Genomic DNA, 14720 nt, shown 5'->3' with positions numbered 1-14720 from the left:
GGTTTAGGTCCTGCCGCCGCAAGGTGTGGGGGTTCGATTCCCTTCCTGGGCACCATCAAGCAGTCCAAGTTGGTCCGCAGTGATCCACATAACCCGCCCAAGTGCGGGTTTGTTGCGTCTGGACCATGCACTGGAGCTGACACGTGGAGCGGCCGCGCGCTGTCTGTGCGGCGCTACCGGCGGCGCAAACGGATTCAGCCAGATATCCGCCGATCGTTTTCTTGCCACGTGCTCGGGGGTTGCTCTCCGATCGCGTCGCTTCCCCGCGAACACCCTGGCGGCTCCCGCGCAACCCCTGACCGGTCGTTCGTCGCTTACAATCCCATGGGTATTGCCGCTCGGCGTTTCAATCCAGATACGATCGGCAAACGGTCCCGAACTCACGTCGTCCGCAATGCCCGATTCCAACTGAAGTAGGCTGCACCGATGCCTGACCACAATTACTTTTCCAACCTTATCTGGCAGATCGCCGATCTTCTGCGCGGGCCCTACCGCCCGCCGCAGTACGAGCGCGTCATGCTGCCCATGACCGTGCTTCGCCGATTTGACTGCGTGCTTGCGCCGACAAAGGCGAAGGTCCTGACCGAGTTGGAGAAGCGCAAGGGCGGCAAGCTCGAAGGCGACGCGCTCGACACCCACCTGAACAACGCCGCCGGTCAACGCTTCCACAACCACTCGCCGCTCGACTTCGGAAAGCTCAAGGGTGACCCCGATAACATCGCGCAGCACCTGGTCAGCTACGTCAAGGGCTTCTCCAAGAACGTCCGCGACATCTTCGACTTCTTCGAGTTTGAGAACGAGATCGAGCGCATGCGCGAGGCGAACATCCTCTACCTGGTCGTCTCCAAATTCTCCGACGTAGACCTGCACCCGAGCACGGTGCCGAACGAACAGATGGGCCTCATTTTCGAGAACCTCATCCGGCGTTTCAACGAACTGGCCAACGAGACTGCCGGCGACCACTTCACGCCGCGCGAGGTCATCCGGCTGATGGTCAGCATCCTGTTCATCCACGACGACCAGTTGCTGGCCACGCCTGGCACCGTGCGCAAGCTGCTCGACCCGGCATGTGGTACGGGTGGCATGTTGGCGGAGGCGCAGAACTACCTGCGTGAACACCACGGTGCCGCCAGGCTCTACGTCTACGGGCAGGATTACAACAAGCGTGCCTTCGCCACCGCGGCGTCGGACATGCTGATGAAACAGGTGGACCACAACGGCGCCGGCAACAACGTCCGCTACGGCGACAGCTTCACCGACGACCAGTTCGCGGGCGAGACCTTCGACTACTTCCTGACCAACCCGCCCTTCGGCGTGGACTGGAAGAAGCAGCAGAAGGAGATCCTGCGCGAGCGCGACAAGCGCGGCTTCGACGGCCGCTTCGGCGCCGGACTGCCGCGCGTGAACGACGGCTCGCTGCTCTTCCTGCAGCACATGTGGGACAAGCGCGAGCCCGTGCGCCCGGCGGAGCACAAGCACGGCTCGCGGCTGGCCATCGTCTTCAGTGGCTCGCCGCTGTTCACCGGCGGCGCCGGCTCGGGCGAGAGCGACATCCGCCGGTGGATCATCGAGAGCGACTGGCTCGAGGCGATCATCGCCCTGCCCGAACAGATGTTCTACAACACCGGCATCGGCACCTACGTGTGGGTCGTCACCAACCGCAAGGCGGCGCAGCGCAAGGGCAGAATTCAGCTCGTCGATGCTCGCGCCGTGTGGACCGCCGGCGGCAGCGAGGACAACAAGCGCAGCCTCGGCGACAAGCGCCGGCACATCACCGAGACTCAGATCACCGAGATCGTGCAGCTCTACGGCGGGCAGACCGACGGCGAGACGTCGAAAACCTTCGACAACGCCGATTTCGGCTACACCCGCGTCACCGTCGAGCGGCCGCTGCGCCTGCGCTACCAGATGACCGTGGAGGACAAGGCCCGCTTCCTCGATGCCTGTCCGCATTTGCTCGACGACGTGCAGGCCATCGACAAGGCACTCGGCCGCGAGCCGCAGCGTGACTGGAACGCGGTGTGGAGCCGTATCGAGGACGCGCTGCACTCACGCAAGTCGCGCTGGAAGGCGACCGAGCAGAAGCTCTTCCGCAGCGTCTTCACGCAGAAGGACCCCGAGGCCGAGGCGGTCGCCAAGGTCGGGCGCGATGAAGGCGACGAGCCGGACGCCGACCTGCGCGACTTCGAGAACGTGCCGCTCAAGGACGACATCGACGCCTACTTCGAGCGCGAGGTGCGACCGCACGTGCCCGATGCCTGGATGGACCGATCCAAGGACAAGATCGGCTACGAGATCAACTTCAACCGCCACTTCTACAAGTACACCCCACCGCGGCCGTTGGAGGAGATCGACGCGGAGCTGAAGCAGGCGGAGGAAGAGATCATGCGGTTGCTTCGGGAAGTGACGGAGTGAGCGTGAGCACAGCGGGGCGTTCGAATCCGATGCCGCTCTTTCCAGCCTTGCCTAAGGACTGGAAGCTCAAACCACTGAAGCGCGCCGTTTGCTTCATCGAAGGCCCCGGCATCATGGCCGTCGACTTCGAGAGTGACGGCGTTCCATTGTTGAGAATCGCCGGGCTCGGTGGCCGAATCGTGTCGCTTGATGGATGCAACTTCCTCTCGCCAGATCTTGTCGAGGCGAAGTGGTCGCACTTCAGAGTCAGAAACGGGGACCTGTTGATTAGTGGAAGCGCGTCAACTGGTCTATGTGCGGAGGTCGATGCTGTGACAGTTGGAGCGATTCCCTATACCGGCATCATCATCGTTCGTCCGAAGGAAGAGGAAGCCGATAGAGACTTCTTCCGTTGGTTCTTTCTTTCGGATGCATTTGCTACACAGGTATCGCTCGCGCAAACGGGAAGCGCTTTGAAGCACTTTGGTCCAACTCATTTGTCGCAGATGTTCGCGCCTATTCCCCCGGTCCTGCAGCAACGCGCTATCGCCGACTACCTCGATCGCGAGACGGCGCGGCTGGATGCGCTGGTGGCGGCGAAGGAACGGGTGCTCGGGCTGTTGGCCGAAAAGCGCCGGGCGCTCATCACCCGCGCAGTCACCCGCTGCCTCGACCCCCGCGCCCCTCTCCGCGACTCCGGCATCCCCTGGCTCGGCGAGATTCCCGCTGCTTGGGAGGCTGAACGGACGAGATGGTTGTTCAGGGAACGCGATCAGCGTTCAGCCACGGGCGAGGAAGAACTCCTCACGGTGTCGCACCTCACTGGCGTCACTCCTCGTTCCGAGAAGGATGTCAACATGTTCGAGGCGGAGACGACTGAGGGGTACAAGATCTGTCTCACGGGCGATCTCGTGGTCAACACACTTTGGGCATGGATGGGAGCCATGGGCGTGTCGCCGGTCGATGGTATCGCCAGCCCGGCTTACAACGTGTATGAGCCAGGCGATCGACTAGAACCGAGTTACGTAGACGCATTGGTGCGGCTACCCGTTTTTGCTCAGGAGGTCACTCGATATTCCAAGGGCGTGTGGTCATCGCGGCTGCGCCTCTATCCCGAGGGTTTCTTCGAGGTCTTTCTGCCAGTGCCTTCGCTCAGCGAGCAGCGCGCAATCGTTACCTACATAGCGATCGAGACCAAGAAGATCGACAAGCTGCGTATCGCGACCGAGCGCTCCACCGCCCTGCTCAAGGAGCGCCGCTCCGCGCTCATCGCCGCGGCTGTGACGGGACAGATCGACGTGGAGAGCGCAGCATGAGAGTTACTGTACTCAAGCTCGTCAACCTTCGTGCGATCGAGAAAGCCGAGTTCCGCTTTCAGCCGGGATTCAACCTGGTCGTCGGGGTCAACGGCGTCGGCAAGACCAGCATGCTCGATGCACTTCGCGTGTGTCTCTCGGCCTTCGCCAAGCAGGCGAACAAGCTCCGCGCGCCGGTTGAATCGTTCACCGTTGACGACATCCGGGTTGGTGCCGACGTGCCGAGTCTCGAATGCCCTGCACAGGTCTGGGCGGGCGGACATCGTCACCTGATCCGCAAGCCGCGCGAGCGTTTCCATTGGCAACGAGACAAGTCCGCCGCCGATAGCGGTGAGTTGGTGCACTACTACCGTCAGGTTGCTGTCTGGTGGCTCGGGCAGAAACTTGCGAAGATGACGTGATGCGAGTTGAAATCCAACCAGTGATGTTGACCTGGGCGCGAGAACGCTCTCGGCTCGACCTTGCCTACTTCGACAGACACTTCCCAAAGCTCGACCAGTGGGAGAGCGGCGACGCACACCCTACGTTCAAACAACTCGAGAGTTTTGCGAAGGCAACGCATACGCCGGTTGGATTTCTGTTTCTTGCGGAGCCGCCGACAGAGGTCGTTCCGATTCCCGATTTTCGAACGGTTGCCGATGCCACCGTCCGCCGGCCCAGTCCGGATCTCCTGGATACGGTCTATCTCTGCCAGCAACGGCAAGACTGGTACCGCGATTTCGCTCGATCCGCCGGTGATGATCGGCTGCGATTCGTCGGCTCGGTCCGTGTCGGGGACGACATTGTTCGTTCCGCAGGGGTCATCCGCAAGGTGCTGGGCTTTGATCTCGATGCGCGCGCTCAGTTGCCAACCTGGACCGAGGCGTTGCGACGCTTCATCGAGCAGGCCGACAGGCTCGGCATTCTGGTCATGGTAAGCGGTGTGGTGGGTAGTAACACCCGGCGCAAGCTCAATCCACAGGAGTTCCGCGGCTTCGCGCTGGCCGACGATCTTGCCCCGTTGGTGTTCATCAATGGTGGCGACAGCAAGGCTGCACAGATGTTCACGCTGGCGCACGAACTTGCGCACATCTGGCTCGGTGAGTCCGCACTTTCTGACGCTCAAGCGTCCGCGGCCCCGGCACAGGTGGTGGAGCGTTGGTGCAACCAGGTCGCTGCCGAGTTGCTGGTTCCGTTGGCGGCGTTCCGCGCGGCTCACGAACCCGGTTCCGAGTTGCGCGCCGAGCTTGATCGGCTCGCACGACGGTTCAAGGTGAGCACCTTGGTCATTCTGCGACGCATGCATGATTCGGGCTCGCTCGTGGGCGCTACGTACTGGGAGGCGTACGAACACGAGCTGGCGCGGTTGCGTGAAGTCGCAAAAGGAGCGGGAGGAGACTTCTATCGCAGCGTTGGCGCCCGGGCGAGTAAACGTTTCGCACGTGCGGTAGTGACCAGTGCGCTCGAGGGCCGATCTTCGTTCACCGAAGCTTTCCGGTTGCTCGGCTTCAAGAAGATGTCCACGTTCGACCAGCTCGGACGAACCCTCGGGGTTCTGTTCTGATGGCGTACGTGCTCGATGCAAACGTCTTCATGTCGGCGCATCGATTGCATTACGGGCTCGACTTCTGTCCGGCGTTCTGGGACTGGCTTGTGACCAACAATCGATCCGGCGGTGTGTTCAGCATCGAGAAGGTTGGAGACGAAATCGTTGCTGGGGATGATGCGCTTTCGCAATGGGCGGCGCAGCGCGGGGCCGGTTTCTTCCGGCCACCGGATGCTTCCACTTTCCCGTCTCTGGCCGCGGTGAGCACTTGGGCAACTGGGCAGTCATACGAGCAATCGGCGATCGCCACGTTTCTCCAAGTGGCGGACTACTACGTCGTGGCGCAGGCGCTTGCAGGCCAGCACACCGTCGTTACCCACGAGGTTCCGTCAGCGTCGACGCGCAAGATCAAGATTCCGGACGCTTGTATTGGTCTTGGAATCAAGTGCTTGACGCCATTTGAAATGCTGAGGCGGGAACGCGCCCGATTTGTACTTGGCCCAACGCCATGAACAGAAGCAACGAGGCAGCCTTCGAATCCGTTATCGAGGCGCACTTGCTGCAGAACGGCTACATGCCCATCGCGGGCGAGGGCTTCGACCGCGAGCGGGCGATTTTCCCCGAGACCGTACTCGCCTTCATCCGCGAGACGCAGCCGAAGGAGTGGGCCAAGCTGGAGGCGCTGCACGGCGACAAGACCGGCGAACAGGTTCTCGGCGACCTGTGCAAATGGATGGACCAGCACGGCGCGCTGGCGACGCTGCGTCATGGCTTCAAATGCTACGGGCGGACGCTGCACGCAGCGTTCTTCAAGGCGGCGCATGAGCTGAATCCGGAGCTGGAAGCACGCTACGCCGCGAACCGCCTGGGGCTGACCCGGCAACTGCACTTTTCGCCGCGCTGCGAGAAATCTCTCGACGTGACGCTGAGCCTGAACGGCATTCCCGTCGCCACCGTGGAGCTGAAGAATCCGCTCACCGGCCAGCGGGTCGACGACGCACGCCGGCAGTACCGGCAGGACCGCGACCCGCGCGAGCCGATTTTCGAGTTCAAGCACCGCACGCTGGTGCACTTCGCGGCGGATACCGAGTCGGTACTGATGACCACCCGCCTGGCGGGTTTGGCGACGCACTTCCTTCCGTTCAATAAGGGTTGCGACGGCGGTGCCGGTAACCCGCCCGATCCGGCCGGGCGAGCCTATCGCACGGCCTACCTGTGGGAAGAAGTACTGCAGCGGGACAGCCTGCTCGACCTGCTCGCACGCTTCATCCATCTTCAGATCGATGAGAAGCGCGACGACCAGGGGCGCAAGGTCAGGACCGAGTCGATGATCTTCCCCCGCTACCATCAGCTCCAGGCAGTGCGGATACTGGTCGACGCTGCCCGCAGCGAGGGCCCGGGGCGCAACTACCTCGTCGAGCACTCGGCGGGCAGCGGCAAGAGCAACACCATCGGCTGGCTGACGCATCGCCTCGCATCCCTGCACAATTCTGGCAATCAGCGCGTTTTCGACAGCGTGATCGTGGTCACCGACCGCGTGGTGCTCGACCAGCAACTGCAGGACACGATCTACCAGTTCGAGCACAAACGCGGTGTGGTGCAGCGGATCGACGAGAGCTCGCGGCAACTCGCCGAAGCGCTGGAGAACGCGGTGCCGGTGATCATCACCACGCTGCAGAAGTTTCCATTCGTCTCGCGTCAGTTGCTGAAGATGGCCGAGGAACGCGGAAGCACCAGCACCGGAACGCTCGCCACTCAACGTTGTGCGGTCATCATTGACGAGGCTCACAGCTCGCAGGGCGGCGAGACGGCGACCGACCTCAAGGAGGTTCTCGGCGGCGAGGGCCTGCGGGAACAGGCGAGAAGCCGTGCGGCCGAGGAAGGCCGCGATGATCTGGAGGAGCTGTTTCGCAGCATGGCCAAGCGCGGGCAGCAGGCCAATCTCAGTTTTTTCGCCTTCACCGCGACGCCGAAGTACAAGACCCTCGCCGTGTTCGGGCGCGCCGGGCAGTCCGCCCACCGCTACACCATGCGCCAGGCGATCGAGGAGGGTTTCATCCTCGACGTGCTCAAGCACTACACGACCTACGCGACTTACTTCAAGCTGCTCAAGTCCTGCGAGGACGACCCGCATGTCGAGCGCAAGAAGGCGGCTCAGGCGCTTGCCCGCTTCATGCGCCTGCACCCGCACAACATCGCGCAGAAGACGGAGGTGATGGTCGAGCACTTCCACGCCGTTACCCGGCACAAGATCGGTGGTCGCGCCAAGGCGATGGTGGTAACCGGTTCGCGCCTGGAGGCGGTGCGCTACAAACAGAGTTTCGACCGCTATATCCAGCAGAAGGGCTACGAAATCAAGTCGCTGGTGGCCTTCTCGGGCACGGTGCAGGACGACAAGCTCGCTGCGGTCACTTACACCGAAGTGGGGATGAACCACGGAATCTCGGAAAAGGAGCTACCGGAAAGGTTTGCCACGCAGGAGTATCAGGTGCTGCTGGTGGCGGAAAAGTACCAGACCGGTTTCGATCAGCCGCTGCTGCATACCATGTTCGTGGACAAGAGGCTCGCCGGCATCCAGGCGGTGCAGACGCTTTCCCGCCTCAACCGGACACATCCGCGCAAGGAAGATACGTTCGTTCTCGACTTCGTCAACGCGCCAGAAGAGATTCGCGAGGCCTTCAAGATCTACTACGAAGGAGCCGGGATGGGGGACGAAGTCGACCCGGCCCGCATGTACGTCATCAAGGGCGAACTCGATGCCTCCGCGATCTACCTGGATGACGAGGTCGAGCGCTTCTGCGATGTGTACTTCCAACCGAAGCAGCGGCAAAGTGCGATGGATCATCAAGCGATGAACGCCGCGCTCGATCCGGCGGTTTCCCGCTTCGCCCGACGTCAGAAGGATGATGAGGAAGACGCGGATCTGTGGCGCGGCAAGATGCAGGCATTCCTCAACCTATATGGTTTTCTGAGTCAGGTGATTCCGTATCAGGACTCGGACCTGGAACGTCTGTACGTGTTTCTCCGCCATCTTGCGGCGAAGCTGCCGCGGCGCACGAGCGGCGCAGCGTACCAGTTCGCGGATGACGTGCAGCTCGAGTACTACCGCCTGCAGAAGATCAGCGAGGGCTCCATCTCGCTGCGGGACGGCGAAGCTGGGCGGCTGGACGGGCCAACGGAAGTCGGCAGCGGGCAGGGAGGAGCAGAGGCGGTTCCGTTGTCGCAGCTCATCGATGTGGTGAACGAACGCTTCGGGACCGACTTCAACCAGGCCGATCAGCTGTTCTTCGATCAGATCGTCGAAGCGGCGATGGCCGATGCCGGATTGCGACAGGCAGCGGCGGCCAATCCCGGCGACAAATTCGAACTGGTATTCAGGAACCTCCTCGAGAAGCTGTTCGTTGAACGCATGGACGAAAACGAGGAGATTTTCGTCCGCTTCATGAACAACGAGCCTTTCCAGAAGATCGTCACGGGGTGGATGGCTTCGGAAGCCTATCGACGATTTCGAAGCGGAATGGCCCCAGGCGCCGCCGAATAATGCTTCCGGTGACGGCTCGGACAGGTAGGTGCGCCTTGCCGTTCGGGACCATCAGGTTTGCCGGATATTGGCCGTAGACGGTAAGGTGTGGATCGACAACGGAGGAGGACTGCAGTATTGTCAGCGTTTGCTGTGCATCCTCCCTGCCAATGGGCATGGTGCAGTAGGCAGCAAGCCATACGGCACGAACGTGCGAAATGTCCGTTACACAATTGGCGGGCGATTGTATGATCGCCAAAGGCCAGGGCGGAGGGGGCTGCAAGTGCCCTCGTGGAGGATGTTGGGGTAGCAATGCTTTCGCTGGCATTGACGGGAGATGACAGGAGTTTTGGTCGCTTGTCCCTGCCAGGCAATAATTTCAACAACTGAAACCTTGCCCTTGCTTCAGTACGGAACCATAAAACGGAGAGTGTGATGCACAGGGTCTGTTACCCGGCAGCTCGCCAAATAAGGAGAAAATCGGTATGAAACGACTGGCGGTAAGCTTCGCTTTACTCATGGCTGTCACCCTGCTCGGCGGATGCGCTACCAATCGCTATCCGGAAGATCCCAAAGATGTCGACCTGATCGAAGTCAGCTACAAGGCGACGGCGGCGCTGCTGTCGCAGACGAAAATGCCCTTGCCGCCGAACAGCATGATCGTGGTCAGCACCTTCGTCAATGTCGATGAGCTGGACCAGACCGCGGCCTTTGGTCGTATCGTATCGAGCCAGATTGCCTCGGCGTTCAACAATTCGGGCTATCGCATCAGAGCCATGGAACTGCCCACGGAACTCTTCGTCAAGGAAGACCGCGGGATGTTGAAATTATCGGACGAGACCAAGAGTGCGCTCAAGGGCACCGATGCGGCGGCGCTGGTGGTCGGTGTATTTGCTCCTGGCAAGCGTAGCGCTTATGTGTCGCTGCGGATGCTCGACGTGGAATCCGAAACGGTCATTTCCACCACGGACTTCGTCGTACCGATGGGTCCGGATGCCAAGGTTCTCCTGCAACCCAGGATCGCCGGTTCGAGAAAGCCTTGACGGCGACCATGGTGTCAGTTGGCACCATGGACGGTTTCCAGAAGTAATCCAGGAAGGGCCAGAAACCAGGCAGCAGCCAGGTTTCTGGCCTTTTCTTCGTCTCGCCAAAGGGTTTGCTGTCACTCCGACGGGTCAGGCGGTGGGTCTGCTGGCAGCTCATCCCTGGGGCCTGGGACAGCCAGATGGCCCCGACTCCTTCAAGCTTGCTCGACTACGAGCCCCGGAAGAACGAGGATGGCACGGAAGTCGTTGACGTTGGTCAGCGTCGGCCCGGTGACCACCGAATCGCCCAGCGCCTGGAAAAAACCGTGGCCATCGTTGTTGGCCAGCGCGTCCTTGGCGTTGACGCCGATGGCCCAGGCGCGAGCCAGCGTGTCCGGGGTCAGTAGCGCCCCGGCGATTTCCTCCAGGCCATCGACGCCATCGGTATCGCCGGCAAGGCCGTAAATGCCGGGTGTGCCGTTCAGGGCGGCGGCCAGCGAGAGCAGGAATTCGACGTTGCGCCCGCCTCGCCCGTTCCCCCGCACGGTGACGGTGGTTTCGCCGCCGGAGAGCAGAACACACGGCGGTGTGAAAGGCTGTCCGTAGCGTGCGACCTGTCGGGCGATGCCGCCCAGCGCCTTGCCGACATCCCGCGCTTCGCCTTCGATGGCGTCCCCCAGGATGTGCACGGCAATGCCAGCCGAGCGGGCGACTTCGGCCGCACGTTCGAGCGCCATCTGCGGGGTGGCGACAATCTTCGTGACGTTGCCGCGCAGGCGTGGGTCGTCGGGCTTGACCGATTCCCCCGCGCCGGATTCCAGAACTTGACGTACTGGCGCCGGAAGCTCGATGCCGTAACGGCGGATGAGGGCCAGCGCGTCGGCACAGGTGGTCAGGTCGCCAACCGTCGGCCCGGAGGCGATATCCGCAGGATCGTCGCCCGGAACATCTGAAATCAAGAGCGTGACGACCCGGGCCGGATGGCAGGCGGCGGTCAGGCGGCCACCCTTGATCGCCGACAGGTGGCGCCGCACGCAGTTCATCTCGCCGATACTCGCGCCAGAGCGGAGCAGGGCGCGGTTGACCTCCTGCTTGTGTTCCAGCGTCAGGCCGGCGAGCGGTAGCGGCAGCAGCGCCGAACCACCGCCCGAAATCAGGCAGAGCACCAGGTCGTCGGCGGTCAGGCCATCGACCAGCGCCATCATCCGCTGCGCCGCCGCCAGACCGGCCTCGTCCGGAACCGGGTGCGCCGCCTCGACGATCTCGACCCGACGGCACGGCACGGCGTAGCCGTAGCGGGTGACGACCAGGCCGGATAGTGTCCCGGCCCAGTTCGCTTCGACGACACGCGCCATCTCCGCCGATGCCTTGCCGGCACCGATGACGAGCAGCCGCCCGCGCGGCGCTGCCGGCAAATGCGGCGGGATGCAGACGGCGGGCTGGGCGGCGGCGATCGCCGCTGCGAACATGCGGCGCAACAGATCGGCGGGATCGCCCTTCATTCGCGCCTCGGCAAGCTGATCAGGTTCGAATCACTGAGCGCCCGGGACAGCCGTGATCGCCGCTACCCCGGCTTTGGCGATCTGCCCATCCTGTTCCGGCTTGACGCCGGAGACGCCGACGGCGCCGATCACCTGGCCGTCGACAATGATCGGCACGCCGCCTTCGAGCATGCTGTCGAGCGGGACCGACAGGAAGGAGATTCGACCAGCGTTGATCATCTCTTCAAGGAGTCGCGTTTCGCGGCGCCCGAGCGCGGCGGTCTTTGCCTTGTCCGCGGCAATGTAGGCGCTGGCCTGCGGGCAGCCGTCGAGTCGTTCCAGGGCGAGCGGGTGTCCGCCATCGTCAGCAACGGCGATGGTCACTGGCCATTGGTTGCGCAAGGCTTCTTCGCGACAGGCAGCGACGATGCCGGCGACATCGTCGCGGTTCAACACCGATTTGGTTTGCATGGCAAGTTCCTCCGTGATGCGTTACGTCAATCGGCCGGGTCCTGGCCGCCCCTTTCCAGCACGCAGAGCAGCCTCGAGGTGTCCTGGGTGCCCCAGCCGGCTGCCATCAGTGCGTCGAGTTGTTGCATCACCGCGCCGCCTATCGGCAGCGGCACGCCGGTGCGCGTCGCCTCGTCCATCACCATGGCGAAGTCCTTGTGGTGGAGGCGCGCCTGGACGCCGGCGGAGAACTCGCGAGCCGCCATCTTGCCGCCGAACACATCGAGCACGCGCGAAGCGGCCGAACCGGCGAGCAGGGCCGTACGCACCTTGCCGAAATCGACGCCGGCCGCCCGGGCGAGGCGTGCGGCCTCGGCGCAGGCTTCGATGGCCGCTACCATCACCAGCTGGTTGCAGCTCTTCGCCACCTGGCCGGCGCCTGCCTCGCCGACACGGACGATGGCCTTGCCCAAGCAGCGGAAGAGCGGATCGAGCCGCGCAGCCAGCGCCGACTTGCCACCCCACATGATGGCCAGCGTCGCGGCTTGCGCCGCGGTGGTGCCGCCAGACACCGGCGCATCGACGAAATGGATATCACGCGCCGCGTAGCGCGCCGCGATGGTGCGGGCGACGGAAGGGGCGATGGTGGAAAAATCGAGGTGGATGCTGTCCGGCGCCAGCACGTCGATAAACTGCTCGGCCAGGCCGGTGACATCGGCGCCGCCGGTGACGTTGGTGCACACGATCTCGCAGCCCGCTGCGAGTTCCTTCGGGGTCGCCGCGCGCGACGCGCCGAGCGCCAGCAGCGCCTCCGCAGCGTCCGGGCGGCGGCTCCAGACCGCCAGCTGATGGCCGGCCGCCAGCAGGTGCTCTCCCATTGGGCGGCCCATGCCACCCACGCCGATCAAGCCCAGCTTCATTCCGGTGAGGAGAGCATTTCGAGCAACTTGAGCGCGGCCACCGAGTCGTCCTCGCCCATGCCACTGCCAACGATGGCGTTGAACAGCTGCGCCGTGGCCGCCGCCGCGGGCAGCATCAGGCCGAGGCGGTGGGCTTCCTCCATGACGATGCGCAGGTCCTTCTGGTGCATCCAGGCCTTGAAACCGGGCTTGAAATTACGGTCGATCATGCGCTGGCCGTGATTTTCGAGGATGCGCGAGTAGGCGAAGCCGCCGAGCAGAGCTTCGCGCACCTTGGCCACGTCGGCGCCGTTCTTCGCCGCGAAGTTGAAGGCCTCGGCAACGGCGGCGACGCCGACCCCGGTGAGGATCTGGTTGCAGGCCTTGGCCACCTGGCCGGCGCCGATGTCACCGATCAACGTCACCGACTTGCCCATCTTCTCGAACAGCGGCTTGACCTTCTCAAAGATCTCGGGCTTGGCACCGACCATGATTGTCAGCGCGGCATTGATCGCGCCGACCTCGCCACCGGAGACCGGCGCATCGACGAAATCGATACCCTGTGCCGCCAGGCTCGCACCGATTTCACGTGCGGCGTTGGGGTTGATGGTGCTCATGTCGACGACGATCAGCCCTGGCTTGGCGCCTTCGGCAATGCCCGTTTCGCCCAGCGCCACCGCTTGCACGTCGGGGGCGTCCGCCACGATGGTGAACACGATCTCGGCGTGCTTTGCCACCTCGGCGGGCGAGCCATGGATCTGGGCGTCCACCTCCTTGAAAGGGTCGAGCGAGGCGGCACGGCGAGCCCAGAGATGCAGGGTGTGGCCGGCTTTGGCCAGGTGCAGTGCCATGGGGCGGCCCATGAGGCCGAGTCCGATGAAACCGATTTGCATTGAAGTGTCTCCTGTGCAGAGTTGCCGGGGTGCGAGGTCAGCCGGCGAATGTCGATGGGTTGAGCAGATTGGGCGGGCGCTGGCCGTTGAGCGCGGCGATGAGGTTGTCGGCGGCCAGCGACGCCATGCGCAGGCGCGTTGCCCGTGTCGACGATCCGATGTGCGGCGTCAGCACGACGTTGTCGAGGCTAAAAAAGCGTCGATCGAGGGCTGGTTCGTTCTCGAAGACGTCCAGGCCAGCGCCGGCGATGCGCTTCGCCTGCAGCGCCTCGACCAGGGCGTTGTCGTCGACGATGCCGCCGCGTGCGATGTTGATGAGATGGGCGGTGGGCTTCATCGCGGCCAGTTCCGTGGCAGCGATGACGTGGTGCGTGGCTGGCGAGTAGGGCAGCAGCAGGACCAGGAAATCGGCTTCGTGCAACAGTGTCTCCTTGCTGACCCAGGCAGCGTTGCAGGCCTTTTCCGCGTCCGCGTCGAGCGGCTGGCGGTTGTGGTAGATGACGCGCATGGCGAAGCCGGCGGCTCGCCGGGCGACGGCCTGGCCGATGCGGCCCATGCCGAGGATGCCCAGCGTGGCATGGTGAACGTCGTTGCCAAGCCAGTCGTCGTGGAATTGCCAGCCCTTCCATTGGCCGTCGCGGACCCATTTGTCGGCGCCGACGACGCGGCGCCCCGAGGCCAGGATCAGCGCCCAGGCGGTATCGGCGGTGGTGTCGTTGAGCACGCCCGGCGTGTTGGTGGCCATCACGCCGGCCCGGGTGATGGCGTCGAGGTCGAAGTTGTTGTAGCCGACGGCGACGTTGCAGACCGCCTTGAGACCGGGCGCCTGGGCGAGCACCGTGGCGTCGATACGGTCGGAAAGCAGCGTGACCGCGCCCGCCTTGTCAGCCAGGCGGGCGGCGAGCTGTTCGGCAGGCAGCGCGGCATCCTGATCGTTGTAGTCCACGTCGAAGTGCGTCGAAAGCTGTTCGATCACTTCCGGGAAAATGGCCCGGCAGACCAGTATTTTCGTTTTCATGAGTGGGCTTCCTGTTCAGTCGTCCTTGTCGCGTAGATTCTCGATGTACTCGTACACCGCCATGCCTACCCCGATCAGCACCACCACGATCAGGGACACCTTCTCAAGCTTGATCGCTGGTGGCGCCAGAAACCCGATCAGCATCACCAGTCCGACCAGCCCAGTAACCATCTTGAGTTTCATGACGTCCTCGCTTTCT

12 protein-coding genes and 1 pseudogene are annotated in these 14720 nt (G+C 63.2%); 7 read left to right on the top strand and 6 right to left on the bottom strand.

Annotated elements, in window-relative coordinates:
- The first annotated feature begins 426 nt into the window (after positions 1 to 426).
- The 7 genes from RUW20_RS14915 to RUW20_RS14885 all read left to right on the top strand — a co-directional run bounded on the left by RUW20_RS14915 (position 427) and on the right by RUW20_RS14885 (position 9798).
- On the top strand, positions 427 to 2415 hold the full coding sequence (locus RUW20_RS14915; RefSeq protein ID WP_313953017.1) for a class I SAM-dependent DNA methyltransferase: 1989 nt from the start codon (positions 427 to 429) through the stop codon (positions 2413 to 2415).
- Positions 2416 to 2417: 2 nt separating this feature from the next.
- A complete protein-coding gene (locus RUW20_RS14910; protein WP_313953016.1) occupies positions 2418 to 3710 on the top strand; it encodes a restriction endonuclease subunit S in 1293 nt (430 codons plus the stop codon).
- Positions 3707 to 4111 (top strand): ATP-binding protein, encoded by a 405-nt coding sequence (locus tag RUW20_RS14905; RefSeq protein ID WP_313953015.1) that lies wholly within the window; start codon positions 3707 to 3709, stop codon positions 4109 to 4111. The genes RUW20_RS14910 and RUW20_RS14905 overlap by 4 nt, the downstream gene beginning before the upstream one ends.
- The gene (locus RUW20_RS14900) at positions 4111 to 5253 is read left to right on the top strand and encodes an ImmA/IrrE family metallo-endopeptidase (RefSeq protein WP_313953021.1); all 1143 of its coding nucleotides are present in this window, start codon (positions 4111 to 4113) and stop codon (positions 5251 to 5253) included. The genes RUW20_RS14905 and RUW20_RS14900 overlap by 1 nt, the downstream gene beginning before the upstream one ends.
- Entirely contained in the window at positions 5253 to 5747 is a 495-nt protein-coding gene (locus RUW20_RS14895) for a DUF4411 family protein (RefSeq protein WP_313953014.1), read from the top strand. The genes RUW20_RS14900 and RUW20_RS14895 overlap by 1 nt, the downstream gene beginning before the upstream one ends.
- Positions 5744 to 8776, top strand: coding sequence for a type I restriction endonuclease subunit R (locus RUW20_RS14890; protein WP_313953013.1), 3033 nt, complete (start codon positions 5744 to 5746; stop codon positions 8774 to 8776). The genes RUW20_RS14895 and RUW20_RS14890 overlap by 4 nt, the downstream gene beginning before the upstream one ends.
- Before the next feature lie 464 nt (positions 8777 to 9240).
- A complete protein-coding gene (locus RUW20_RS14885) occupies positions 9241 to 9798 on the top strand; it encodes a FlgO family outer membrane protein (protein WP_313953012.1) in 558 nt (185 codons plus the stop codon).
- 197 nt (positions 9799 to 9995) lie between these two features.
- Here RUW20_RS14885 and RUW20_RS14880 read toward each other — a convergent pair whose 3' ends face one another.
- The 6 genes and pseudogenes from RUW20_RS14880 to RUW20_RS14855 form a co-directional block, all read right to left on the bottom strand.
- Positions 9996 to 11282 carry a glycerate kinase gene (locus RUW20_RS14880; RefSeq protein WP_313953011.1) on the bottom strand — a complete coding sequence of 429 codons (1287 nt, stop codon included), beginning with the start codon at positions 11280 to 11282 and terminating at the stop codon, positions 9996 to 9998.
- Positions 11283 to 11312: 30 nt separating this feature from the next.
- Complete coding sequence (locus RUW20_RS14875) at positions 11313 to 11732, bottom strand: heme-binding protein (RefSeq protein WP_313953010.1); 420 nt, start codon at positions 11730 to 11732, stop codon at positions 11313 to 11315.
- A gap of 26 nt (positions 11733 to 11758) precedes the next feature.
- A pseudogene (locus RUW20_RS14870) lies at positions 11759 to 12640 on the bottom strand (NAD(P)-dependent oxidoreductase); the annotation flags it as partial.
- The gene (locus RUW20_RS14865; protein WP_313953009.1) at positions 12628 to 13503 is read right to left on the bottom strand and encodes an NAD(P)-dependent oxidoreductase; all 876 of its coding nucleotides are present in this window, start codon (positions 13501 to 13503) and stop codon (positions 12628 to 12630) included. The pseudogene RUW20_RS14870 and the gene RUW20_RS14865, both read right to left, overlap by 13 nt.
- Before the next feature lie 37 nt (positions 13504 to 13540).
- Positions 13541 to 14521, bottom strand: a complete 981-nt coding sequence (locus tag RUW20_RS14860) for a D-glycerate dehydrogenase (protein ID WP_313953008.1) — start codon at positions 14519 to 14521, stop codon at positions 13541 to 13543.
- A 15-nt stretch (positions 14522 to 14536) separates the two neighbouring features.
- Positions 14537 to 14704: a hypothetical protein gene (locus RUW20_RS14855; RefSeq protein ID WP_313953007.1), complete on the bottom strand. Its 168-nt coding sequence runs from the start codon at positions 14702 to 14704 to the stop codon at positions 14537 to 14539.
- Positions 14705 to 14720 lie beyond the last annotated feature (16 nt).

It is taken from the genome of Accumulibacter sp. (assembly GCF_032229525.1).
Taxonomy (GTDB): domain Bacteria; phylum Pseudomonadota; class Gammaproteobacteria; order Burkholderiales; family Rhodocyclaceae; genus Accumulibacter.
The sequence above is the reverse complement of the archived record's forward strand: the minus strand, read 5'-3'. Positions and strand labels throughout refer to the sequence as shown.

What these genes read in the sequence shown, in the direction of transcription:
- RUW20_RS14915 (WP_313953017.1), top strand. Translation starts at nt 427, where the DNA reads ATGCCTGACCACAATTACTTTTCCAACCTTATCTGGCAGATCGCCGAT.
- RUW20_RS14905 (WP_313953015.1), top strand. Translation starts at nt 3,707, where the DNA reads ATGAGAGTTACTGTACTCAAGCTCGTCAACCTTCGTGCGATCGAGAAA.
- RUW20_RS14900 (WP_313953021.1), top strand. Translation starts at nt 4,111, where the DNA reads ATGCGAGTTGAAATCCAACCAGTGATGTTGACCTGGGCGCGAGAACGC.
- RUW20_RS14895 (WP_313953014.1), top strand. Translation starts at nt 5,253, where the DNA reads ATGGCGTACGTGCTCGATGCAAACGTCTTCATGTCGGCGCATCGATTG.
- RUW20_RS14890 (WP_313953013.1), top strand. Translation starts at nt 5,744, where the DNA reads ATGAACAGAAGCAACGAGGCAGCCTTCGAATCCGTTATCGAGGCGCAC.
- RUW20_RS14885 (WP_313953012.1), top strand. Translation starts at nt 9,241, where the DNA reads ATGAAACGACTGGCGGTAAGCTTCGCTTTACTCATGGCTGTCACCCTG.
- RUW20_RS14880 (WP_313953011.1), bottom strand. Translation starts at nt 11,282, where the DNA reads ATGAAGGGCGATCCCGCCGATCTGTTGCGCCGCATGTTCGCAGCGGCG.
- RUW20_RS14875 (WP_313953010.1), bottom strand. Translation starts at nt 11,732, where the DNA reads ATGCAAACCAAATCGGTGTTGAACCGCGACGATGTCGCCGGCATCGTC.
- RUW20_RS14865 (WP_313953009.1), bottom strand. Translation starts at nt 13,503, where the DNA reads ATGCAAATCGGTTTCATCGGACTCGGCCTCATGGGCCGCCCCATGGCA.
- RUW20_RS14860 (WP_313953008.1), bottom strand. Translation starts at nt 14,521, where the DNA reads ATGAAAACGAAAATACTGGTCTGCCGGGCCATTTTCCCGGAAGTGATC.
- RUW20_RS14855 (WP_313953007.1), bottom strand. Translation starts at nt 14,704, where the DNA reads ATGAAACTCAAGATGGTTACTGGGCTGGTCGGACTGGTGATGCTGATC.